Genomic DNA, 26,649 nt, shown 5'->3' on the forward strand with positions numbered 1-26,649 from the left:
GAACATATCGGATTTTATAGGTATGATCGTTATGTAATAGAGGTATTGATATGAAAAAAGAAAGAAAAGAACTCTTAACGTTATGGATTACGTTGTCTTTGCAATTAGGGACCTATGCGGCGCAGGGGATTGTCAGTCATGAGGTAATGGTGGACAATAGTCAGGCTGTTCCCGTTATACAGATTGCAAGTCCGACCCATGGTGTATCCCATAATCGGTATGAGTCCTTTTCTACAGATACGGGGGCTATCTTTAACAACGCCACTACACCTACAGTTAGTACTCAGATTGGTCCTGTAAATGCAAACCCTAACTTACGAGAGCCTGCGAGCCTTATTGTCAACGAAGTAGTAGGGACTTCTACATCACAGTTAGCAGGAACTTTTGAAGTAGCAGGACAGCCTGCGGAGGTGGTCATTGCCAATCCAAACGGGATATCTATCAAAGGCGTTCATTTTATCAACACCCCAAAAGCTACATTTACCACAGGTATTCCCCATATGGTAGATGGTCAGTTAGAAAACTTTGTTATTGAGAAAGGAAATATTGAGGTAACAAGAGGCATCAATGCACCTACAGAACAAAGTGGAGCTAACTCATATACCCCTATTTCAAAGGTAGACCTATTAGCAAAGACGATACGTATCAATGCAGATGTGGTGGCACAAGATACGATTCGTGCTGTCACAGGACGTAATACAGTGAACTATTCGGATGGAACTGTAACAGCCATGAAATCTGGGGAAAGTACACCTACGGGGGTTGCCTTAGATGTAGGGGCTCTTGGTGGCATGTATGGAAATACCATTTCTTTAATCGGTACAGAAACGGGAGTTGGAGTTAATATCAGTGGCTCTATCGATGCCATAGCGGGCACCCTACACATTGACACAGCAGGAAATCTCACCATCGAGCAAGGTGGTTCACAGCAAGAGCCTACTAGCATTCACAGTGCTAAAGAATTGGAAATTCGTAGCCAAGACTTACATAATCATGGCACCATAGTGGGCGATGAAACTGTGACAATACAAAGCGGTACTCTGACCAACGATGGAAACCTACAAGGAAAACAGATTGAGGCCAATATTACTAATCTACGTGGACAGGGAGTGATTTCCAGCGCAGATAATCTAACTATCCAAGGTACAGACTCTATTGTGTATCAAGGAGGCATGCGCTCTCAGTCTGGGGATATCACTGTACGTGGGAAACAGGTAGAAGTAGATCGGAATCATATACAAGTAGTATCAAAAGATAAATTGCATATAGAATCGCAAACACCTACACCGGAAACACCTGTAGATATCCTAAAACCAACACTAGAGAATCCTTTACATACACCGACTATACAACCTATCCCACACATACCTAGCAAGGTTGTGGTAGAGGATACACAAGAAGAGTTACCCATTACTGTAGATGTAAATGCTCCTAAGAATCGTCAACCGATCCTAGATACGACGCGGAATGGCATAGACATCCTACACATTGCCGGTGTTGATGGAGACGGTGTTTCTCACAATGCATATACACAGTTTAATGTGAAAGAGCGAGGCCTTATTCTTAATAATGCTACGAAATACACAAAAACTCAGTTAGCTGGTTACATAGATAAAAATATGTTCTTAGCTGGGAATGGAGCTAAGACAATCATCAATGAGGTCACTTCTACGAGTCCATCTATTTTGAAGGGATATATAGAAGTGGCAGGAAATCCAGCAGATGTAGTCATTGTGAATCCTAATGGTATGACCGTCAATGGATTGGGTGTAATCAATGGCACTCATATGACCCTGCAAGGGAAAGATTATATAGATATCGTAGGAAAGGGATATGGGGGACAACAGATAGATAGTACTTTTAGTAGTGATCGCCTCCGTAACCGCCGCAGTGAACTATGGGGTCATCACCTTCGTATTGACACAGAGACCCTAGAGAATACAGGAAATATTGCGGCAGATACCATGCATATATCTGCCAAAACAATGCTCAATGCAGGGTTTGTAGAAAGCAAAGATACGCTCCAATTTGCTGGAAATGAGCTTGTACAAGATAAGGGCATTATGAAGGCAAATCAGAATGTACATATCTCAGCAAACCATATTCGTAATAGTAATTCCTCTGTATTAGAAGCTGGTACTAGTGTGCATATCACGGGAGATACGTTAGAGAACGATGCGTCCCATGTGGTCAGTCACGGTGTGATGGACTTAGGCGTAGGCAATGTAGAAAATATAAATACGGGCGCCATCATTGCGAAGGATACCCTGCAGATACAAGGGAATACCTTTGCCAATACTAAGGGCATTCTCTTTGCAAAAAACGATGCAGAGATAGATATGAAAGAGGATGTGACGAACACCGGTGGACTGTGGCATGTGCTAGGTAATTTGCGTGTGCAAGGTCGTCATATTCGGAACATCAATACCAGTGGGTCTTACTTTGGCTCAGATATGTATATAAAAGGCAATGCCTATGTACTAGGAATGGAGAGTTTTGAAAATAGGTCTTCAGATGTCATTGTCAAGGGTAATCTCACTATCAAAGCCCCTAAGATACAAAACCATAAGGATGTGTTTAAGACTGGGTGGACCATTTCAGAAGAAGATAAGTATGAGGGCATACCATATCTAGACCAGCCTAACTATTATGAGGCAGATAGAAAATACCATAGAACGATTCATACAGGTACCATAGAAGAAGAAACTGCCACATCTAGAATACTGAGTGATGGTACCATCCATATTACAGGGCAAACTGTGCAAAATACATATAGCCAGATTATGGCGAAGGATGGCTTACAAGTTACGGCAGATTCTGTTACTAACACAGGCTATCAAGGGACAGTTCATTATGATGATATAGGCCGAGATAGACATTACTGGAAGTATAAAAAGAAAAAACGCTTTTGGAAACATAAAAAGTGGGTCTATGGACATACAGATATTCCTTATGAACATCATGAAATCTTTGATGCTGAAAGTAGTCCATCTAGTGAACGTATTGCTGTATTAGGCAGTCACGGAACTACGAGCATCCAGTCTAATGAATTTACCAATACAACACTTGAGGCAGATGGAACAGCCTATGCGGTGCGAGATAAAAAAGTTGAAACTGCGGTGGCACTTACAGATATTTCTAAATTAGTGACCCCCGTGTTGGAACCATCAAAACAACTCTACATGACGACGGAGCCCCTTGCCGTAGCTAAGGTAGAAGAGAATCCCTTATATACAGATAAAAAGCAATTTTTGTCTAGTGACTATATGGTTACTAGATTACAAGCAGACCCAGAACGAGTGTATACTCGATTACGCAATGGATACGAAGATCAAGAAATCGCCAAAGAAGAACTCCGTCAAGGTGGTCATACCCTTACAAAATATACAGGTCATGATCAGTCTTTACTTTCAGGGATTCCTAACAGCCTGTTACAACCTGGAGATTTGCGCAAAGATGGTAGTATCGTCTTAGGTAAAGATGTGCAGGTAATAAGCCAAAAAGTAGATAATACGGGCAGCATACAAGCTAAGGACTCTCTGTCCATTACAGGGAATCATGTCCGAAACCTCAGTGGGTCTATGAATGGCAATCTAGTGTCTATACGCACAGATATCTTGAAAAATATTTCGGGTCGTATACATGGTAAAGATGGTGTACATATAGAAGGAAAGGACATCCGTAACGAAACACAAGTAACAAGTAACACTTCGTTTGGACGTCGACAAGATACAGCGCATGGAAATGCTAGTATCACTAGTGACGGCGGTATCCATATCCAAGGGGATACTATACGTTCTGTAGGTGCTACTATACATGGAAATAGTACGGTCAGCCTAGCAGGGAAAGATATACAAGTTTCTGCTCGTGCCTTACAAAATCGCTATATAGGTAGTGGAGTGACCTTAGAGTCCACTAAGTACCTAGGAAGTACCGTACAAGGACATACGGTGCAAGTCCAAGGGGGAGAGATCACCTTACAAGGCTCCCGTATGATGGGACACACTGTGGACCTTAGCGGGAACTCTCTAACCCTTACGAATGTAACAGATAGAACTTTGTCAGATGTAGCAGTAGGTGCTAGAGGTAGTGACTATTTCAACCGTAAGATGGTCATAGAAGAACAGAATCTAGGAGCGACCATTGAAGGCGAGACTGGTGTTAAGGTGCGTATGGATAACAATGTATCCATGAAAGCAAGCACTATACATAGTAAAACGGGCCTTGTAGATGTGCAAGCAGGTCGAGTCTCTATTGCACATGGTACGGAGCGCCATGAAATAGTATCTGAGGTACATCAAAAAGATAGAGGGTTCTTGTCATCTACTACAAGGGATATCTATGACCATAGACGAACAGATACGGTAGTAGGCTCTACGATTTCCAGCGGTACGGTTAAGGTAGATGGTAAGCAAGACGTACTAGTTAAAGCCAGTCATATAGTGGGGGATACTGATGTTACGGTTACGAGTGCAGGCAATTTGACCATTACATCAGCACAGGAAGAATCTGGTGCCACTCATCGTGAGGAAGTACGTAAATCTGGTATCTTTGGTAATGGCGGTCTTAGCCTTACCATTGGTACACAAAGACAAGTAGATACCTATGATGTTAAGAGCAGTGTAGCCAAAGGCAGTGTGATTGGAAGTCGCTTTGGTTCTGTCACCTTAGGGGCTACAGGATCTACACAAGTAGAAGCTAGTGATGTAGCATCGAAAGGGGATATTCAGGTTCAAGGCTCTGGCGTAACAATCCGCAATGGGTATACCACATCCCATACAGGAGAAACACATAGATTTTCTAAAAGTGGGCTTACTCTCTCTTTGTCGAATCGCTTAGTAGATACTACAACCAATGCAGTAGGTACACTCACACGAGCAAATTCTGTAAAAGACGAACGATTGAAAGCCCTATTAGCCTACAAAACCTATGACGATGCTAAGACATCTATAGAAAAATCTAAACTGAAAGACCAAGCCAAGAGTTTACACCTCAATCTATCTTTAGGCACAGAACGAAGCGAAGCTTCTACGAATGTAGATAGTAAGATAGCAAAAGGATCGACCGTTGTATCCGATGGACATATTCGTATTGCTGCTAAGAAGGATGATATCCGCATAGAAGGAAGCGATGTACAAGGCAAGGACATTACCTTAGATTCTGCGAACAGTATCTATGTGAAGGGCAAAGAAACGACTTCTGAGATGACCCAGAGTATGAAACAGAAACAAGGATCTCTTGGTATTTCTTATGATGTATTACAACACCGATTCTCCGATATATCCGTCAATGCCAGTGGTAGTAAAGGAAATATAGCTGGTACAGATATAGTCCATGACCCTACGAAGATACGTGCAACGAATGCCCTTGCACTGACTACAAAACAGGATGTACATATCAAAGATGGTGTTCTTAAAGGGGAGGCTATCCAAGCAAATATTGGTGGTAATTTAGAGATTCACTCTGTACAGGATACACATGATTATACAGACCATACTACATCAGGTGGCATGAGTCTTAGCCTATCTAAAAAGGGAGCATTTAACTCGTTACAAGGTTCCTTGCAACGGACGGATATAGATAGCAAATACACCTCTGTGATTCACCAGTCTGGACTCTATGCAGGTAGTACAGGATTCAACATATCCGTAGGCAACACAACCACATTAGAAGGGGCTCTGTTAGCTAGTAAAACAGATACGAATACACTGAAAACAAAACAGTTAGTTATGAAGGATATGGAGAATAGGGCGAAGTATACCTATGGGTCTAAGGGAGTGTCGTACCTAGCGGATCCAACGATTGGAAAAAGCAGTAAGCAATATAACGAACTTGGATTGGTACCTACGATTATGCCTGGGGAACAAGGAATATCTAATAGCACAACCTATTCAGCAATCGCTAAAGGAGTGCTAGAAGTGGAGCAGCCTGAGGTAAATCTCAATACTATCCGTAGAAACACAGAAGATTCACTACATACATTATCTGCTATTTTTGATAAGCAAGGTATTGCAGAACGACAAGAAACAGCTAAACTATTCAGCAAGTATATGAATGAAGCGATTCATAGATTTGGTGAAATGAGAGATGCAAGAGGACAACGAATTTATGAAGATGGTTCACCTGAAAAGGTCGCATTGCATGCACTATCTGGTGCCATTACATCAGCTATTGTAAAAGGAAATCCTACAACTGGAGCCATATCTGGTGGACTCAATGAAGCGTTGATACAATCTATAAGCAAACTAGCAAAGGATCACCCAGCAAGGGCACAATTATTATCTGCTAGCCTTGGCTATACCGTAGATAAGCTATTAGGTGGCAGTGGATTAGAAGGTGCTAGCATTGCACAAGCTGGAACGAAGTGGAATAGTTATGGACCTCGTAGAAGATATAATGGAGAAGTCACAGTACAGTTGATAGGGGCATTACAAACCAAAGTAGCTAATAAGGAACCTATAGAGTTAAAGGATATTGAAAATGTAAAATTTAGTATACTAAATAATGGAGAAGAGGAAGAAGTCTCGATTAGAGATTTACCAGATCTATATATTGTGTGGGTGGCCGATAAAAATGGTCTTGGACAAGATTATCAAGTTAATAAAGTTAAAGGAAGACTAGACCCAATATATGGGGATTTTAAAATCCAGAAAGTTGGTGTAAAGGATAATAACGGTAAAAAGGCTATCATTTATACAGGGTATGATGCTATCTTAGCAAACGAATTAGGTTTACAGTCGACCGATGAAAAGGGAGTGCCTTTAGGTGATGCTATTCAGAGTAAACATGTTAGAGAGTTTTTAGGTGGTTTTAGAGAAGGCTTTGGCGATGCTTTAAAAAGTGATATAGAAGGGCAAAAAGAGTTTTTAGAAGAATTAATATTTAATCCACTTGGCGTGATACATGATATACAGAAATTAGTGGAAAATTTAAGTCAGGCTTCTAATATGCAACAGTATAGAGAACAATTATCGCAGATAACTAATGAAATGTATCGGACTGCATTTAGTAATGATAATAAGAGAATAGGAGTCTTGTTAGGTCAAGCTACGGAAATAGTAGCAAGTATTTTATTAAGTCCAGATAAGATAAAACTCTCTAAGGTTAAGTTTTTAAGTCAAGTATCTAAGATAATGGAATATACACCTCAACGCGTTAAGTTCGAAAAAGCATTTGAAACTGCCGTTGCTATGGGGAATATTGTTGATGAAGAAGAAACTCTAATCAAGATAAATAAGCTAAATGCTGTTGAAAATAAAGTAGAATCTATTGGAAAAGAAGCTAAAGTGATAGCTAAGGATACAAAGGCTAATAAAAAAGTAGAAATTAACGGAAAAGAATCTCCTAAAAAATCTATTCCTGAAACGGTAAGTCCTACTACAAACACAACAAGCTTAGCTGATAGTCCAGATATTTATCGGAATGGTGAGCAATATAAACCGGGTACGAAAACAAGAGAATTAAAAGAGAATATTGTATATGAGAGTAAAGGATATTATTACCAAACCGATGAATTAGGGCGTATAAAGGCTGCCCAAGGTAATTTGCGATTAGAAGATGGTGTACGAAATAACGGAGATCAATTAAAAGCAGGTTATGAAGACCGATTACCAAACGACCATGGTGGGCATCTGATAGCTAGAATCTTTGGTGGATCAGGAGAATTAGATAATCTAGTTGCTATGGATAAAATTGTGAATACTAGTAAATATAGAAAAGTAGAAAATCAATGGCAAAAAGCATTGAAAGAAGGAAAGGAAGTGCAAGTAACGATAGATATAGTATATGATGGAGCAAATAAAAGACCAATAAAGTTTAATGTAAATTATGTTATTGATAAAGAAAAAGCGACAGAAAGCTTTTTAAATGGAGGCGCATAATGTTTGCAGAAGAAAAAAAGTTGCTGATGGAAAAAAGTTTAATACAGGCAACCAGAGAACTAGGCGATACATGTATCCCTGGCAATTGGTCAAAGATATTAGTTTATGCTGAAGTAAGTTCAATATCATATACGAGCAGTTTTATAGTCGTATATGATGATGATTCTTTTATAGTTGAAAATGATTTATTTATAATTTCTAACTATACTAGAAAAAATATTTCAGATTTAGGGGTAAAATTAGGAGAAATAGCACATAGTGCTTATAGTAGTATAGCAAATGAAGAGAATGAAGAGGATTGTCTTTTGGAGTTTGTTGAGTTAGAACTGGATTCCAATGGAAATAGTCAAATATATTATCATGAACTTCCATTAGAGTATGAATATTTCACTACACCAAGAGTAATCTGGGAGTATAGAAAGATAGGACTTACAAGTCGTGTTTTTTGGTACTCTGAAGTATCTAGTTTAGTAAAACAACTAAATATCATTCCAGAAAAAATACTCAAGAATAGGCTTGATACTATTAATTTAGTTAACATTTTGAATAACATAATTAAGAAAAAAGAAATTTATTTGAGAGATTTTATTTCTAAGGACTGCAAAAACATGTATTTTCATTTGGATACAATTTGTAATAAGGAAAAATTAAATATCTATATTGAGTATGCGGATAATACATGGATTAAAGAACGAAATATACAATCAAAATTTGCTGGTATTAATGATTTTAGAGTGGCAGCTCTTTATTGGGACTGGTCTGATGAGTTTAATAGTATGCATACAATTTTAGGAAAAAAATATACATCATTAGATTGTATATTTAATATTTCCACAGGCGAACTCTCTTATGTATATGACAATGTCACAGAAGATAATTTTACTGATGAACTAGCTTTGCTAAATGCCTGGGAAAAGCGGTATTTTTCCCCAGATGGGAAACCTTTGCACACGCATGCAATAGCACCGTATGAGGGATGTATCACAGGGACTATGCACATAGATATGTCTCAGTTTATTCAAGAGGAGGAAGAAGAAGTGGCTAGTGTAGATCCAGCTATAGAATTTACAGGAGAAGATATTCACGATTTGATTCCACAATATCTTCAAAATAGTTACGATATTTTGTATTCTATCTTGCCAGGTACATATCATCGAGTATACCTATATGTAGAGAATGATGGAACGGTATGCCGTCAACTAGGATATATCATTGTCGACGGCGAATACCTTACTTTTGAAGAGATGGTAGATCGGAAGGTGGTTTCTAAGGCGACTTATGATGCTACGATGGAACAACTAGCACTATGGTCGAATCACATGCGAAATGCATTTATTGCATGCCATCTTGAGCCGTGGACGGTGTTCTCCTATATGCTAGATGAAGAGCGACATATTTCTACTAACTTTGGTTACGATGTATTAGCAGAGCAAACCTATGACAATGAACTCTTTGACCTATGGTCTTATGAAAAATTAGGAATTAAGAGTCCTAACTTGCCTGAAGACAAGATAGCAACTATTGTACCAGAAAATGAATATGCAAAATTTTAATAAGAAGGTGTATAGTATTGTACAGGGGAGAATATTTGATTGAACATATTTAGAAAGGTATTACCATGAGAAAAGTCATCTTAGCACTCGCACTTTTGTCTATGGGTGTTGTCAATTATAGTACCTATGCCAATACTATAGATGAGCAAGGTAAACTGTTAGACCAGATGGAACGTTCTATATCTCATGTGGAACAAAAGGAAGCACCGGCTTTCACAGTTCTTACAGAGGGAATAGTACATCAAAAGGTAAATCAACTATCGAATGATGAGCCAGAATTTTTAATTCATCATATTGAACTTTCACAGGTTCCACCAGAGTTTAGTTTTCTGCAAACGATGGTGGCTAAGAAAGAACATCAATCGTATGGGGTAGAAACCATTAATACCTTGTTGCAGGAACTTAATGCAGCTTTACTAGATAGAGGTTACGTTACCTCTAAGGTCTATATGGAGCCTCAAAATATAGGGAGTGGCACACTTCGCTTATCCTTACTGGTAGGAACCGTGGAAGACATACAATTTAAGGGTGTAAAAGGTAATTATACCAATGCATTAGCCTTTCATAAGGGGCATATCTTAAACATACGGAAGATAGAACAAACTGTAGATAATTTAAATACAGTACCCCATCAGAAGGCTAAGGTACAGTTACAACCTGGAAGTCAGTTAGGTACATCTATTGTCGTATTTCAGATAGAAAATAAGTCTAAAGTAGAAATCAACACTGGATTTGATAATTTTGGTAATGAAGGGACAGGGCACTTGCAAGGAAATATGTCCATCACAGTAGCTAGACCATTAGATCGTAGTGATACCTTGTACTATAGCTTAACTAAAACTAGACACTCGGATAGTGTTAATACAAGCACATCAAATTATGTATCATACCAACTACCTATTGGATATGATAGCATTACCCTTAGCCATTCTAATTCAGACTATCAACAAGGGGTTGCCTATGCCATTAAACCATTTATTTCTAGCGGTAACTTTACTAGTGATGAATTACGATGGAAACATGTATTGCACAGAAACAGTCAACAGATTACAGAATTAGTGCAAGGTCTTACACATAAGACAAGGCATTCTTTTATTAATAGTAGTGAAATTGATGTGCAACGGAGAAACACCACGTCTTGGTCCATAGGAATACATCAAAAGCGGTATAGCAAGAATGGAAGTTTAGATTGGTTGGTGCAATATGAAAGAGGTGTTCCTTGGTGGGCTAGTCCTGGACCTACCGATTATTTAGGAGAAGCTACCACACAATATCATATATATACGGGGAAAGTGAACTATCATCGTACAATGACTCTTTGGAATCGAAAAGCTACCTATACAATGGAAGCGAAAAGACAGTATACGAATAGTAAGCTGTACAGTAGTGAGTTCTTTACTATCGGTGGATGGTATACTGTGCGTGGCTTTACCGGAGATAGAAATCTAGCCGCAGAACGAGGGTTCTATGTACGGAACACCTTGGATGTATCACTGAATCAGAATCATACAGTGTATGTAGGTTTAGATTATGGTAAAGTGTACGGAAAATCTACGGAAGATATATTGGGTACAGAACTATGGGGCGGAGCCATTGGCATGAAAGGACACTATGGAAGTGCTAACTATAATATATTCTTGGCCACATCGTTACAAGTACCAAACGGTTTTACAGTGCCACATCGAGTCCTAGGAATACAGATGAGTGTAGCATTATAAATATCTGAGGTAAGCATTCCTTATAGAGATGGCAATATATAATAGGAAGATGTAGTTAGTTTAATTATTTGATGGCTCCTAAGTTTTGTTGAGGGGGTAGTAAATTGCCTTGCAAAAGGTGGGGATTATTACTATAATAAAGGGTAGATTGAAATGTTTCTTTCACAGGAGGTTACCATGAGCTATGTAAAACAGCAAGATCCAAAAGTTCAAGAAATGATTGAATTAGAGTTGGGTCGTCAACGCAACAAATTAGAAATGATTGCATCGGAAAACTTTGTGTCTCAAGCTGTGATGGAAGCACAAGGTAGCGTATTGACAAATAAATACGCAGAAGGATATCCACATAAACGTTATTACGGTGGATGTGAATATGTCGACATGGTAGAAGCATTGGCTATTGAAAGAGCGAAACAACTATTCGGCGCGGAACATGTGAATGTACAACCTCATTCTGGTTCTCAAGCAAACTTTGGCGTGTACTTTGCCTTATTAGAGCCAGGCGACACTATTATGGGAATGAATTTATCCCATGGTGGACATTTAACACATGGATCTCCAGTGAATGTATCTGGTAAGTATTTTAATATTATTCCATATGGCGTAGATGCAGAAACAGGTCGCATTGATTATGATGAAATGCGTAAAATCGCTCAAGAGCATAAACCTAAAATGATTATCGGTGGTGGCAGTGCATACTCCCGTCAAATTGATTTCAAAACTATGGCAGATATTGCCCATGAAGTAGGCGCTATTTTTATGGTAGATATGGCACATTTTGCTGGATTAGTGGCAGCAGGATTGCATCCAAACCCTGTGGAGTATGCTGATATTGTAACTACTACTACACATAAAACATTGCGTGGACCACGTGGTGGTATGATTATGTGTAAAGAAGAATATGCTAAAGCGATTGATAAATCTATCTTCCCTGGTATTCAAGGCGGCCCTTTGATGCATGTTATCGCTGCTAAAGCAGTAGCGTTTGGTGAAGCGTTACAACCAGAATTTAAGGAATATGCAAAACAAGTGATTGTGAATGCCCAAACATTAGCAAAAGCGTTACAACAAGAAGGGTTTACTATTGTGTCTGGTGGTACAGATACACATGTATTATTAGTAGATTTACGCACTGTTGGCTTAACTGGTAAAGTAGCAGAACATGTATTGGATGAAGTGGGTATTACTTGTAACAAAAATACGATTCCATTCGATCCTGAAAGTCCATTTGTTACTTCTGGTATCCGCTTGGGTACACCAGCATTAACAACTAGAGGTTTACATGCAGAAGATATGAAAGAAATTGCAAGCATTATTTCTTCAGTATTGAAACATCCCGAAGATACGGCTGTATTAGCAGAAGCTAAACAACGTGTAGCAGCGCTTTGTGAAACATATCCAATGTATGCGTAATTAATAAAAAGGAAGTAAATAAAATGAACGTAAATGTAATGACACATCCTTTGATTCAACATAAAGTAACGTTAATTCGCTCCGTAGATACTGGCACAAAAGATTTCCGCCAGTTATTGGAAGAGATCGCTTTGTTAATGGGCTATGAAATCACACGCGATTTACCATTAGAAGATGCAGAGGTACAGACTCCTTTGGTGAAAACAATTGGTAAACAAATTGCAGGTAAAAAATTGGGTATCGTACCTATCCTTCGTGCTGGTTTGGGTATGGTGAATGGTTTGTTAGAATTAATACCAATGGCAAAGGTAGGTCATGTAGGTATGTATCGTGACCCTGAAACATTGCAACCAGTGGAATACTATTGCAAATTACCATCTGATTTAGCTGAACGCCGCATTATCGTGACAGATCCAATGCTGGCAACAGGCGGTAGTGCAGCAGCAGCGATTTCTTTATTGAAAGAAAAAGGTGCAAAAGAAATCCAACTAATGTGTTTAGTAGCAGCCCCAGAAGGTGTAGAAGTTGTGAATAAAGCGCATCCTGACGTACGCATCTATGTAGCTGCATTAGATGAAAAATTAAATGACCATGGATATATTTTACCTGGTCTTGGTGATGCGGGTGATCGTATTTTCGGTACGAAATAAACGGTGTTGTCCGAAGAGTAATGCGCGTTTCTTTAGTAGTAACGCGCATTATTTTTATAAGAAGGGATATGTATGTCAAAAAAGAAAACAGTTTTTTTCTGTTCAGAATGTGGTAATGAGTCATCGAAATGGTTTGGACGTTGTACCGCTTGTGGTGCTTGGAATACTGCAGTGGAAGAAGAACTGCAACCGGAAGTTAAAACAAAACATGTAGCGTCTTATCGCCCGGTGCAAGATGAAGACAACAAGCCCAAGGCTCTGACAGAAATTGAAGTAGGAGCCATTGCTCGAATTACTTCTGGATATGGAGAAATTGACCGTGTTCTTGGCGGTGGTATTGTACCAGGTGCGTTGATTTTGCTTGGTGGGGATCCAGGTATTGGTAAGTCTACTTTACTGTTACAAGTGTCTGGTCGTATTGCAGAAGAGTCAGGTAAAGTTTTATATGCATCTGGAGAAGAATCAGATATGCAGTTAAAGTTGAGAGCTCATCGACTAGGTATCAATTCTTCTAATCTATTAGTGCAGGCAGAAACTAATTTAGATACCATATTGAATGAAGCCAAACGAAGTCAACCAATGCTACTTGTCATTGACTCCATCCAAACTATGTATGTAGGATCTGTAGAATCAGCACCGGGTAGTGTCAGTCAAGTTCGTGAATGTACGGCTAGACTGTTACGCTTTGCAAAAGACCAAGATATTCCAGTCATCATCATTGGACATGTTACCAAAGATGGTACCATCGCAGGGCCTCGTATGTTAGAACATATGGTGGATGTAGTATTGTATTTTGAAGGAGAACGGTCCTATCAATTCCGTATCTTACGGGGTATCAAAAATCGATTTGGGTCTACTTCTGAATCGGGTCTCTTTACCATGGAAGAGGAAGGCTTAGGTGAACTCCTCAATCCATCAGCTACTCTATTAGCTGAGCGGTCAGAAGAAGAAACGGGATCTGCTATCATGGCATACCTAGAAGGGGTACGCCCTATTCTAGTAGAAGTACAAAGTTTAGTGGTCTCTACAGCTTTTGGCATGCCACGAAGAACAGCGATTGGTTATGATTTAAATAAGCTGATTTTGCTCCTAGCTGTATTAGAAAAACGCTGTGGCTTTACATTAGGTAATAAAGATGTGTATGTCACTATTATCGGGGGGTTAAAAGTCAATGAACCGGCATGTGATTTAGCCATGGCAGTGGCGATTATCTCTAATTTAAAAAACAAGCCAGTGCCTCCAGATATGGTAATCTTAGGTGAAGTAGGATTGACAGGTAATATTCGTAGTATTCCAAGAATAGAACAACGAATTGCAGAAGCTAAGAAATTAGGATTTAAACAATTTGTGATTCCTGCTGGTAATGTAAAACAGTTGAAAGGAATACAAGAAGGTATCTCTATACAAGGTGTTACCAGTATTCAAGAAGTAATGAAAAATATTTTCTAGCCCTATGTGTAGAGTCATTAGGATGTATGATTTATTAGAATCATACATCGGGAAAGCATGCGGTATAAAAAAGAGGAGGTGACCTTATGATCTATAAATTATTGCGATATGCCATTGCTATCTTATTTGGTAGTATGGGGTATGTCGGAGCAGATGCACTATCAACACTTATGGTATCTGTGTGGGATGAACAGATGCTGCAAATGGGAGTATTTGGAATCTCTGCTATGACGATATTGTACTATACACTAAGTATCCTATTAGCTGCCTTTATCGGTTATTTAGTATCTAAGTATATTTTACGTATAGGTCTAAGAGTAGCAAAACAAATTGAACGTATTTTAAGTCGGGTGCCTAGTCAACAACTAGTAGCTGGCACGATAGGATTATTATTTGGACTCATTATTGCTAATTTAATTGGGATGGCCTTTGAGCGTGTTCCAATTATTGGCTCATACTTGCCTATCGTGCTCAGTGCTGTATTAGGATATATTGGGATTCGTTTGGGGATGGATAAAGGACCTGACTTATACAAAACCATGGTATCGTATACTTTTAGAGGGGGACGTAACAAAGGTAGAACGATTAAAGAACCAAAAGAAAAAGAAACGCAACCTCAAACTTGTTCTGCTAAGGTCTTAGATACATCGGTTGTCATTGATGGTCGAATTTTAGATATTGTGAATACAGGATTTTTAGAAGGACCTTTCATAGTGCCTGTATTTGTGCTAGAAGAATTACAAAAATTGTCTGATTCTGCGGACACTTTGAAACGTAATCGAGGTAGACGAGGCTTAGACTTACTGCAGACAATGCGTGAAAAATTAACAGATTCTATGGAAATTATAGATGTTGACTATGAAGACTTGTCCGAAGTAGATTTGAAATTGATTCGCCTCAGTATGGATAAACATTGGAAGCTTATCACTAATGATTTTAATCTGAATAAAGTAGCTACCTTGCAAGGAGTTGAGGTGTTGAATCTAAATGATTTGGCAAATGCTATTAAGCCGAAAATGATGAGTGGTGAAACCTTACTAGTACGTATTATGAAAGCTGGTAAAGAACCACATCAAGGTGTTGCTTATTTAGATGATGGGACCATGATTGTTGTAGAAAATGGTGTAGACCATGTGGATCAAACGGTGAATGTTGTAGTTACTTCTGTATTACAAACCAGTGCGGGACGAATGATTTTTGCCCGTGTTGAGGAATCAAATTCCTAGAAAGGGAGTGCCATGATCAGTTGTATCTTATTAGCTGCAGGTGCAGGACGCCGAATGGGCTATACAGAGAATAAAGTATGTATGCCATTGGGACAGTACACAGTGTTACAATGGAATTTACATCATATGAAGCAATGGGAAGGCTTAGAAGAAGTCATTGTGGTTGTATCGGGAGACGATCAATTGTCTATTCAAGAACAAGTGGAAGCTATGCAGGTACCGTGGATGGTGCAATATGTGATTGGTGGAGCAGAACGGCAAGACTCTGTAGCAGCCGGACTTTCACAGTTAGCAAATGAAGCAGAAATCATACTTGTTCATGACGGAGCAAGACCATTGGCAAATAAGGAGTTAGCTCATCGAGTAGTTGAGGGAGCTAAAGCATATGGAGCTGCGGTGCCAGCTATTCCCGTGGTAAATACGATAAAACGAGTGAATGCAGAAGGATATGTAGAAGAAACATTACTACGTTCTGAATTATATGGAATGCAAACGCCTCAAGGGTTTCAAACAGCTGTGTTATTAGATGCCTATGTATATGCGGAAGAACACAGGTATAAAGGAACCGATGATGTATCCTTAGTTGAGTTTCAAGGAAAGCCAGTGCACATTGTGGAAGGGGATAGAAAAAATATTAAACTAACAGTCCCTGAAGATGTGGTGATTGCTAAGAAGTATTTAGGAGTGGAACCGATGATGCGAATTGGTTATGGTTATGATATCCACCGTTTCAAAGCGGGGCGACCTTGTGTATTAGGTGGTGTATCTATCGATAGCCCTATTGGCCCTGATGGGCATTCTGATGCGGATGTATTGATTCATGCCCTTATGGATGCTATGTTGGGGGCAGCCGGAATGCGAGATATTGGGTATTATTTTCCCCCAGAAGATGATGCTTTCAAAGGGATTTCTAGTAGGCTATTATTAGAAAAAGTGGTACAATTATTAAAGGACTCAAATTTTGGAATCTACAATGCAGATATCATGGTCATTGCGGAAGCTCCTAAATTGAAGCCTCATATTGAAGAGATGAAAAAAAATCTAAGTGCGGATTTAGGTATTCCACTTAGTAGAATTAGTATTAAAGCAACGACAAATGAAGGGTTAGGTGCCTTGGGAAGAACAGAAGGTATAGCCGCACAAGCTGTTGTTTCAATGTATGAAAGAGAGGAGTTATAACTCATGAAAGTTCGTTTTGCACCGAGTCCAACCGGTCCATTTCATATTGGTGGAGCTCGCTCCGCATTGTTTAACTTTTTGTTAGCGCGTAAAGAAGCTGGTACATTTTTATTGCGTGTAGAAGATACGGACCAAGTTCGTTCCACTCGTGAAAGTGAAGAAAATATTAAGGCAGCTCTTAAGTGGCTTGGTATGGATTGGGATGAAGGTGTTGATGTAGGGGGCGAAGCAGGCCCATATCGTCAAACAGAACGATTAGATATTTATGAACAAGTGACCAAACAATTATTAGAATCTGGTCATGCTTACGAATGTTATTGTTCCCAAGAAGAGTTAGAGGCTGTTCGTGAGGACCAATTACGTCGTGGTGAAACACCAAAGTACAATGGACATTGTCATCATTTAACGGAAGAACAAAAAGCTGCTTACAAAGCAGAAGGTCGTAAACCAACTATCCGTTTACGCGTTCCATTGCATGAAACAGTCGCTTTTGATGATATGGTACGTGGTCATGTATCCTTTGAATCCGATGGAATTGGAGACTTTGTCATTGTAAAATCTGATGGGATTCCAGTCTATAACTATGCTGTCGTAGTGGACGATCATACAATGGGAATTTCTCATGTGATTCGAGCGGAAGAACATTTATCGAATACACCACGTCAAATCGTAATTTATAATGCATTAGGTTGGGATGTGCCAACATTTGGGCATATCTCCTTAATCATGGGTAAAGATGGTAAAAAAATGAGTAAGCGCCATGGTGCAACATCTGTCGACCAATATCGTGAACTAGGATATTTACCAGAAGCTATTGTGAACTTTTTAGCACTCCTCGGTTGGGCTCCTGAAGGAGAAGAAGAGTTGTTCACTATGGAAGAGTTAACACACCAATTTTCTATGAATCGAGTAGCTAAAAATCCAGCTGTTTTTGATATCGACAAATTGAACTATATCAACTTTAACTATATGAAACAATTGACACCAGAAGCTTTGTATAACTTATGTTTACCTCATTTGGTGAAAGCTGGCTACGCTAGTGAAAGTCCATCTGCAGAAGAACAAGCATGGCTCACAATGCTTTGTACTTGCGTGAAAGACCACATTAGTTATGGTGCCCAAATTGTGGATGAAGTAGGAATGTTCTTCCAAGATGATATCGTAGAAGATACAGAACATTCTGAAGAAATTGCTGCAGTTAAAGCAGAAGAAACCTATCCAACAGTGATTGGGGCTTTCAAAGAAAAAATTGAAGCTATGGACGAGATTACCCCAGATGCTGTGAAAGCGGCTATTAAAGCGATTATGAAGGAAACTGGACTGAAAGGCAAATTTGTATTTATGCCGATTCGTATTGCTACGACAGGTCAAATGCATGGTCCAGATTTGAACTATATTATTACTTTATTTGGCAAAGAAAAGGTACTTCGCCGTTTAGGCTAAGTGCATACAAGGAGGCTATTTCTAATGAGAGAACTGACAGTTTTCAATACGATGACCCGCGAAAAATCACTGTTTCAACCTGTGAAAGAAGGGGAAGTTAGCATCTATGTATGCGGTGTAACGCCATATAATCATCCTCATATTGGTAATGCACGCCCTTTTGTGACTTGGGATACCATCCGTCGCTATTTGAGCCATGTGGGCTATAAAGTAACATACATTCAAAACTTTACAGATGTGGATGACAAAATCATCAATACATCTAATGGTGAAGGGGTAGCATGGAATGTAATTTCCGATCGCTATATTGATGCATACTATGATGTAATGGATGCCTTACATGTGCGTCGTGCTGATGTATATCCTCGCGTATCTACGCATATGGAAGAAATCATTGCCATGATTTCTACATTGATTGACAATGGATATGCCTATGCAGTAGACGGTGATGTGTACTATCGTGTAGAGAAATTTGAGCATTATGGTAAACTATCTGGTCGTACTTTAGACGATATGGAAGCTGGTGCTCGTGTAGATGTAGATGACCGTAAGGAAAACCCAATGGACTTTGCTTTGTGGAAAGCGGCAAAACCAGGCGAACCATTCTGGGAAAGCCCATGGGGACAAGGCCGTCCAGGCTGGCACATTGAATGTTCCGCCATGAGTCAAAAATATTTGGGCGAAGAGTTTGACTTCCACGGTGGAGGATCTGATTTAATCTTCCCTCATCATGAAAATGAAATTGCTCAATCCGAAGGATGCTCTGAACATCATCCAGCTGTACGTTATTGGGTGCACAATGGTTTCATTACGATCAACCAAGAAAAAATGAGTAAATCCTTGAACAATTTCTTCTTGGTGAAAGATATTCTAGAACAATATAGTGCAGATGCATTGCGTTTCTTCTTGTTGAGTACACATTATCGTAGTCCATTGGACTTCAGTGATGAACGCTTAGATGAAGCGACTAAGGCTATTGAACGATTCCAAACTGTGATTGACAACTTATTGTACTTAGAAAGTCGTCCAGAAGGATTGTGTGAACTGGAAGCAGCAGAGTTGTTGAAAAATGCTCGTAACTATAAAGAAGAGTTTGAAGCAGCTATGAGCGATGATTTCAATACAGCCTTAGCAACAGCACCAATTTATGGTTTGGCAAAAGAAATTAACATCTATTACCAATCTGTTCAAAGCTGTGATGGCACTGTATGCCATAGTACTATTGGTGAAGTTAAAGAGATCTTTAAAATGATGTTAGGTATTCTTGGTTTATTAGAAGAAGGCTGGAAAGGTCAAGAAACTAGTAACGAAGAATACAATCAATTAATGGAAGTCATCTTAAATATTCGTCAATGTGCACGTGAGCAAAAACAATGGGGCATTGCAGACTCCATTCGTGATGAATTGGCCAATATTGGAATTGTCATCGAAGATTCCCCACAAGGGGCACGGTGGAAAAAACGTGAACTTTAATCGATACAAACAGCTACGATCTATGGCGATTGATAAATTAAAATCTTCAGTGAAAGTAGAAGTAAATGGAGAGGGTCCTTTAGAGGACTCTCTTATGCTTGCTTATATTGGAGATGGTGTATATACCTTATTTATCAGAAATCGTGTAGTAGAAACAGGCATAACAAAAACACAAATACTTCATGATGTAGTGACGTCATTTATCAATGCAAAAGCACAGGCGAAAGTATTACAGGCATTAGAGCCAACTCTGACAGAGGAAGAGTTATTAGTGGCAAAACGGGCTCGCAATAGTAATGTACATGTACCCAAAAGTGCCAGTGTACAGGAATACCGCATGAGTACAGCCTTTGAGGCGCTGTTGGGGTATACCTATCGCAAGGGAGATGAAGAGAGGCTTACTACTCTCATGGAATTCGCTTTTGCTGAAACGTTGTCACGTATGTAGCATGAATATAAATACGCCATAGGCTTCCATCAATTATTTTGTATTGAAGTCTGTGGTGTTTTCTTAATCTTTGGAATAGGAGAGCACGGCATATTCCTTCAGAAACGGTATTTCATAATGTTTCTTCAGGAACACGCCGTGCTCTTCTAGGTCTTCGGCTAATTATCAGAAAGCCACAGACTTCTTATAGCAGATACAATATATCTTTATGGAAGTCTATGGTGTATTTCTCTAAACGTATATAGGGGACAACGTTTCAGCGGGTGGTGCTCATGTCTTATTTTGGGATTGTTCTCTTTTAATGGTATAATAAAGTAACAACTAGTAGTGGCTAGTTTTTATAGATTCTAATGATATGACATAGATGCTATGTAATGGTAATAGCTTAACTAATATAGGTAGTATTACTGTTGGGAAGGTTTGAGGTTTTCATGGATACGTTTATTGTAGGTCGTAATGCTGTGCGTGAAGCGCTGAAGTCGGATCGAGGGATTCATCGTATTTTGGTGGTGGAAGGGAAGCAAGGTGGTTCGCTTTCAGATATATTGGGTTTGGCAAAGTCTAAGGGTATTGAGGTTCGTCGTGTGAAGGAACGGGACTTACAGAAATATCCTAGTGATGTGCCGAATCAAGGTGTGGTAGCCTTGGTGAATGCTGTGAAGTTCCAAGAGTTACAAGATGTGTTGCTGGCATGTACGGAAGAGCATCCGTTGTTAATTTTAACGGATGGTGTGGAAGATCCTCATAATATGGGGGCCATCATTCGTACGGCAGAGTGTGTTGGTGCTACGGCTGTATTGATTCCCAAACGTCATAATGCGCCTATTAATGCGACGGTAAGTAAAACCTCTGCAGGGGCTGTAGAATCGATTCCTTTGGTGCAAATTGGTAATGTAGCACAGACCATTGAGCAATTAAAAAGTCAAGGATTCTGGGTGATGGGTGCTCATATGGATGGGACTGTGATGTATGATGTCAATATGACAGGTCCTATTGTATTGGTCATTGGTAATGAGGGAAAAGGTCTAAGTCGATTGACAAAGGAATTGTGTGATGTATTGGTAACGATTCCTATGTTTGGAACCATTAACTCATTAAATGCATCGGTAGCAGCAGCGGTCCTTTTATATGAAGCGAGACGTCAACGATAATAGGTATACTATGAAAAAAGATATTTTAATTGTAGATGGGTATAATGTTATTTTTGATTGGGCTGACTTGAAATCACTCAGTAAGGAGTCTTTAGAACATGCCCGATTAGAATTACGTCATAGATTACTCAATTATGGGACCTATAAGGGATATAAAATTATTCTTGTATTTGATGGTAAGCACGCACCTTTTACAGCAGATGAACAACGTATATCTGCAGATTTTATTGAAGTCTTTACAGGTACCCATGAGACGGCAGATGCTTATATTGAGCGTGAAGTCTTTAGTAAAAAGGGTCAATATAAAACAATCTATGTAGTAACAAGTGATGGGGAAGAACAAAACCAAATTTTAGGATTTGGAGGATTACGCATATCAGCACGTGAATTACGTCATCAAATAGACTTAGCTAAACAAGAAGAACGAAAACGATATACAGGTTATCATCAACGTGATGCTATGACATTACAACGTAATGAATTAGGTGCACATATTGATGGGGATGTGGCTGAAAAATTAGAACGTATGAGACGAGGAGATTTATGAGAGTAGCTCCTTTTGTTATGGTATCCATGATATCCATTATATGGCAATACTAAAAGAAGTAGATATATGTATAATAGTATCTATGGTGAATCCAAAATATAAGAGGTAACATATAAAAAAGAGGGTTAACTAAGAGAAATAGTATTTCTCCTTGTTAACCCTCTTTTAGAGTTCATTATAGAGCATTTACTTTAGCTGCTAAGTTGGATTTTTTGCGAGCTGCAGTATTTTTATGAAGAACGCCTTTGGAGGCTGCTTTATCAATTACGCTTGTAGCATGAACTAGTGCTTTTTTAGCTTCTTCTACAGCGCCTGCTTGAGCAGCTTCTACAGTCTTACGAGTAGCTGTACGAATTTGAGATTTTACAGCAGAGTTTTTCGCACGACGTTCAGCATCCGTTTTTACGCTTCTAATACTGGATTTAATATTTGGCAATTGAGTCACCTCCTTGTGATTTACTGTATTATTACTAAAGTAGTATATCATAGGGCGTACAGTTTTGCAACTATTTTTATATATACTCTGAGGAATATCGGCTTGTACAGCAAGGGTTTATACAGGAATGACCTCTATTTTCATCACTCATAAGAGCTAGAAATATGGTATAATTAAAAGTACATAAATCAGTCAATAGGAGAGTAGTATATGAAAAAATTAATGGTTATAGATGGTAGTAGTTTATTATATCGGGCGTTCTTTGCATTACCACCATTACAAAATGCATTAGGGGTTCCTACGAATGCAGTATATGGGTTTTTAACTATGTTAACAAAGCTTTATGAAGAAATCAATCCTGATTATATTGCAGTAGCATTTGATAAAGGAAAGCAGACGTTCCGTATGGATATTTACGAAGACTATAAAGGAACTCGTCAAAGTGCACCAGATGAATTGCGCCCACAATTTAGCTTGATCCGTGAAGTGTTAGAATCTTTAGGTATCATTGTCATTGAAGAAGAAGGATTTGAAGGCGATGATATTATTGGCTCGTTGAGCAAAAGATGGGGCTCGTCAGACCTTGCTGTTCATATCATTACTGGTGATAGAGACAACCTACAACTAGTCGATGAGTATACCAGTGTGTTTTTAACGAAAAAGGGCATCACGGATATGCTTCATGTGACTATGGCTAATATGGAAGAACTGTATGGGTATGGTCCTCAAATGGTCATTGAAATGAAGTCTCTCATGGGAGATTCTTCTGATAATATTCCAGGTGTGCCTGGTGTTGGTGAAAAAACAGCCCTTAAACTATTGAATCAATATGGTACTCTCGAAGGTGTATATGAGCATATTGAGGAACAAAAGGGAAAACTGAAAGAACGATTAGTAGACAATAAAGAGTTAGCGTTCATTTCACATCAACTAGCTACCATCAAAATAGATATGGATATGCCTTATGAACTAGAGCAATTTGTTCCTATTGTACATCGTGGCGAAGTGACACCTTTATTTGAAAAGTTAGGCTTTCACGCAGTAACACCAAGATTACTAAAGGCTATGGGTGTGGCAGAAGAAGGGACTCTATTCGATCAATTCTTAGCTCCACCAGCAGAAGAAATTGAATTAACTCATGTCACAGAGGTACCACGAGAATTTTATGAAGATAAAATCATCAGTGTAATTCTAAAAGAGGCTGGAACACATCCATTCAGAACCATAGAAGCTTTATACTTATATAATGGGGATACCCAATTAGTTGTGAATGGATTCGTGGATGTAGCACATGTGGAAACAGTCTTTGAAGGGGCTAAGGAAGTTGTTACAGATAACGCAAAATTGTTATTTGAAGTCCTAGGGACTGAAACAACAGGTCGTATTTCTATTTTAAAAAAAGAAATAGTTCATATTAAAGATATAACTTTAATGGCCTACTTATTAGATCCTACACGGGCGAACTATGGTATGACCTATTTATGTGAACGTTTTGGACAGCCTTCTATTCCTGCCATGGAAAATGAAACAGAGTGGGCTCTACAAGCACAAGCTTTATACGACATGCACGAGAAGGCTACGGAAGAGATGAAAACAGCTGGTGTGTGGGACCTATATAGAGATATTGAACTGCCATTGCTACGTACACTCTGCGTATTAGAAAAAAATGGTATTTATATGGATGTAGATCAGTTACACAGCACGTTGGAGCGCTTCAAAGCAGAGGTTAGTGAACTACAAGAAAAGATATTTACGTTAGCTGGAGAAACTTTCAATATTAATTCACCTAAACAATTGGGTATCATTCTTTTTGAAAAGCTACAATTACCAGTCATTAAGAAAACAAAAACAGGCTATTCCACTGATGCGGAAGTCCTAGATATGCTTAGAAATGACCATGAAATTGTAGAACAAATTTTAGCCTATCGTTCTGTTGTGAAATTAGTATCTACCTACTTAGAAGGATTTGAAGGACTTGTGAATCCTCATACTAATCGAATTCATACTTCTTTTAATCAAATGGTAACAGCCACTGGCCGTTTAAGTAGTTCCGATCCGAATTTACAAAATATTCCTGTACGCAGTGAAAAAGGACGTGAAATTCGAGCCTTATTTAAGCCAAATGATGGATATGATATGTTCGTCAGCGCCGATTATTCTCAAATTGAATTGCGTATTTTAGCTCATTTGTCGGAAGATCCAGCCTTGATTCAAGCGTTTCAAAATGGAGAAGATATTCACCGTTTTACAGCAGCGGAAGTCTTAGGTAAGTCTTTAGATGAGGTAACTCCTTTAGAACGTTCTCATGCAAAAGCTATCAATTTTGGCATTATCTATGGCATTAGTGACTTTGGTTTGTCTCGCGACTTAGGCATTACGAGAGCAGAAGCAAAAGAATATATTGAGCTATATTTCAGTCGTTATCCAAAGATTAAAGGGTATATGGATCATATGGTGCAAGAAGCACATGAAACAGGCTCTGTACGCACTATGTTTGGTCGTGTTCGCCCATTACCTGATATTAATAGTCGTAACTTTAACCGTAGATCCTTTGCGGAACGTACAGCGATGAATACGCCAATTCAAGGGACGGCGGCAGACATTATTAAGTTAGCCATGAACCAAGTAGAACAAGCGCTAGAAGAGCAAGGCTTGCAATCCCGTATTTTATTACAGGTACATGATGAACTCGTGTTAGAAGCGATAGAATCGGAACGAGCACAAGTAGAAACTCTGTTGCGAAATTGTATGGAACAAGTAGTGATATTACGTGTGCCATTGCAGGTAGATGTGCACAGTGCAAACAACTGGGCAGATGTAAAATAGTAGAATTTTATAATTTCGGTGCTATCGTTTGTGTATAAAATAGTTAAGCATGAGTAGAATCAAATGTGGGGTGTAAATATGTATAAAATCGGACTCACAGGAGGCATTGCGTCTGGAAAAAGTACAGTGTTACGATGGTTACAAAAAAAAGGTGTCCCCTATATTGATGCCGATGTAGTGGCTAGAGAAGTAGTTGAGCCAGGAACGCCAGGTTTGCAAGAATTGGTACAGGCTTTTGGACCTAATACAGTCCTAGAAGACGGTACGTTACATCGTACCTATATTGGTAGCCTTGTGTTTTCTGATCCCAAAGCCTTGGAGACTATCAATTCTATATTGCAACCTCATATTAGACGGCGCATACAAGAATTGACAGAAGAATGGGATACAAGAGGAAAACAGGCAGTTATCTATGATATACCATTGATGTTTGAAACAGATTGGCATACGCAGATGGATGAGATTTGGCTTGTCTATGTAAACCCTGTGACACAACTAGAACGTTTGATGAAACGAAACTCTTATTCTGAACAAGAGGCACTCGATCGTATCCATAGTCAAATGAGTTTAGATGACAAACGTTCCTTGAGTACAGTGGTTATAGATAATTCTGGGTCTATGAAACAATTAGAAAAGCAATTACGTAAATTATGGAAAACAGCGAAAATTCACTTTCAGAAGGAGGAAGTATGAGGGTATCCACAGCATTTGCTTGGCTAATCGTTGTCCTAACGGCTTACTATGTGCAATATGGACAACCCTATTTAGCCAGACAGTATGCGTATCCGTTAGCATATGAAAGCGCAATAATGAAACATGCATCTACCTACCATGTACGACCATCTATGGTTACTGCTGTGATTTATACGGAAAGTAAGTTTGATACGAATGCAAAATCTTTGCCTGGTGCCATAGGATTAATGCAGTTGATGCCTGAGACAGCGCACTGGATTGGCGAACAATTAAATCAGTCTAACCTGTCCGACCAGGACATTAAAGAACCAAACACGAACATACAGTTGGGGACTTGGTATTTATCATATTTATTAGAAGAGTTCAAAGGTAATGAAATCTTAGCTTTAGCAGCCTACAATGCGGGACGTGGTCATGTGGAGGAATGGATGCAGACCTATGGTTGGGATGATACTTTTGATGATGTAGACAAAATTCCATTTCCAGAGACGAAAGATTACGTGAAACGCGTGATGGCGTATGAATCACAGTATCAATCATTATATAGTCAATTACGATAAGGAA

At 39.1% G+C, this 26,649-nt stretch carries 17 protein-coding genes; 16 read left to right on the forward strand and 1 reads right to left on the reverse strand.

Annotated elements, in window-relative coordinates:
• Window positions 1–50: 50 nt before the first annotated feature.
• The 13 genes from EO117_RS01380 (at window position 51) to EO117_RS01440 (ending at window position 22,130) form a co-directional block, all read left to right on the forward strand.
• Complete coding sequence (locus EO117_RS01380; protein ID WP_126938736.1) at window positions 51–7,880, forward strand: DNA/RNA non-specific endonuclease; 7,830 nt, start codon at window positions 51–53, stop codon at window positions 7,878–7,880.
• Entirely contained in the window at window positions 7,880–9,433 is a 1,554-nt protein-coding gene (locus EO117_RS01385) for an immunity protein YezG family protein (RefSeq protein ID WP_126938737.1), read from the forward strand. The genes EO117_RS01380 and EO117_RS01385 overlap by 1 nt, the downstream gene beginning before the upstream one ends.
• Window positions 9,434–9,498: 65 nt before the next feature.
• The gene (locus EO117_RS01390) at window positions 9,499–11,151 is read left to right on the forward strand and encodes a ShlB/FhaC/HecB family hemolysin secretion/activation protein (protein WP_126938738.1); all 1,653 of its coding nucleotides are present in this window, start codon (window positions 9,499–9,501) and stop codon (window positions 11,149–11,151) included.
• A 177-nt stretch (window positions 11,152–11,328) separates the two neighbouring features.
• Window positions 11,329–12,564: a serine hydroxymethyltransferase gene (gene glyA, locus EO117_RS01395; protein WP_126938739.1), complete on the forward strand. Its 1,236-nt coding sequence runs from the start codon at window positions 11,329–11,331 to the stop codon at window positions 12,562–12,564.
• 23 nt (window positions 12,565–12,587) lie between these two features.
• On the forward strand, window positions 12,588–13,214 hold the full coding sequence (gene upp / locus EO117_RS01400; RefSeq protein WP_126938740.1) for a uracil phosphoribosyltransferase: 627 nt from the start codon (window positions 12,588–12,590) through the stop codon (window positions 13,212–13,214).
• Between the two features lie 72 nt (window positions 13,215–13,286).
• On the forward strand, window positions 13,287–14,663 hold the full coding sequence (gene radA, locus EO117_RS01405) for a DNA repair protein RadA (protein ID WP_126938741.1): 1,377 nt from the start codon (window positions 13,287–13,289) through the stop codon (window positions 14,661–14,663).
• Between the two features lie 86 nt (window positions 14,664–14,749).
• Window positions 14,750–15,889: a PIN/TRAM domain-containing protein gene (locus tag EO117_RS01410; RefSeq protein ID WP_126938742.1), complete on the forward strand. Its 1,140-nt coding sequence runs from the start codon at window positions 14,750–14,752 to the stop codon at window positions 15,887–15,889.
• 12 nt (window positions 15,890–15,901) lie between these two features.
• Window positions 15,902–17,068: a 2-C-methyl-D-erythritol 4-phosphate cytidylyltransferase gene (gene ispD, locus EO117_RS01415; protein ID WP_126938743.1), complete on the forward strand. Its 1,167-nt coding sequence runs from the start codon at window positions 15,902–15,904 to the stop codon at window positions 17,066–17,068.
• Window positions 17,069–17,071: 3 nt separating this feature from the next.
• Window positions 17,072–18,511 carry a glutamate--tRNA ligase gene (gene gltX / locus EO117_RS01420; protein ID WP_126938744.1) on the forward strand — a complete coding sequence of 480 codons (1,440 nt, stop codon included), beginning with the start codon at window positions 17,072–17,074 and terminating at the stop codon, window positions 18,509–18,511.
• Between the two features lie 24 nt (window positions 18,512–18,535).
• Window positions 18,536–19,984: a cysteine--tRNA ligase gene (gene cysS, locus EO117_RS01425; RefSeq protein WP_126938745.1), complete on the forward strand. Its 1,449-nt coding sequence runs from the start codon at window positions 18,536–18,538 to the stop codon at window positions 19,982–19,984.
• Window positions 19,974–20,432 (forward strand): Mini-ribonuclease 3, encoded by a 459-nt coding sequence (locus EO117_RS01430; protein ID WP_164727458.1) that lies wholly within the window; start codon window positions 19,974–19,976, stop codon window positions 20,430–20,432. The genes cysS and EO117_RS01430 overlap by 11 nt, the downstream gene beginning before the upstream one ends.
• 431 nt (window positions 20,433–20,863) lie before the next feature.
• Window positions 20,864–21,583, forward strand: coding sequence for a 23S rRNA (guanosine(2251)-2'-O)-methyltransferase RlmB (gene rlmB, locus EO117_RS01435; protein WP_126938746.1), 720 nt, complete (start codon window positions 20,864–20,866; stop codon window positions 21,581–21,583).
• Between the two features lie 10 nt (window positions 21,584–21,593).
• The gene (locus tag EO117_RS01440) at window positions 21,594–22,130 is read left to right on the forward strand and encodes an NYN domain-containing protein (RefSeq protein ID WP_126938747.1); all 537 of its coding nucleotides are present in this window, start codon (window positions 21,594–21,596) and stop codon (window positions 22,128–22,130) included.
• 175 nt (window positions 22,131–22,305) lie between these two features.
• On the opposite strand, the gene rpsT is transcribed toward EO117_RS01440, so the two are convergent.
• Window positions 22,306–22,566, reverse strand: coding sequence for a 30S ribosomal protein S20 (gene rpsT / locus EO117_RS01445; protein ID WP_009354152.1), 261 nt, complete (start codon window positions 22,564–22,566; stop codon window positions 22,306–22,308).
• A gap of 210 nt (window positions 22,567–22,776) precedes the next feature.
• Between rpsT and polA the strand changes: the two genes are divergently transcribed.
• From polA to EO117_RS01460, 3 genes are all read left to right on the forward strand, one after another.
• The gene (gene polA, locus EO117_RS01450) at window positions 22,777–25,392 is read left to right on the forward strand and encodes a DNA polymerase I (RefSeq protein ID WP_126938748.1); all 2,616 of its coding nucleotides are present in this window, start codon (window positions 22,777–22,779) and stop codon (window positions 25,390–25,392) included.
• Between the two features lie 78 nt (window positions 25,393–25,470).
• Entirely contained in the window at window positions 25,471–26,085 is a 615-nt protein-coding gene (coaE, locus tag EO117_RS01455; RefSeq protein ID WP_126938749.1) for a dephospho-CoA kinase, read from the forward strand.
• The gene (locus EO117_RS01460) at window positions 26,082–26,645 is read left to right on the forward strand and encodes a lytic transglycosylase domain-containing protein (RefSeq protein WP_126938750.1); all 564 of its coding nucleotides are present in this window, start codon (window positions 26,082–26,084) and stop codon (window positions 26,643–26,645) included. Before coaE ends, EO117_RS01460 begins: the two co-directional genes overlap by 4 nt.
• Window positions 26,646–26,649 lie beyond the last annotated feature (4 nt).

Origin of the sequence: Veillonella sp. VA142 (assembly GCF_003992135.1) — a bacterium.
GTDB lineage: Bacteria > Bacillota > Negativicutes > Veillonellales > Veillonellaceae > F0422.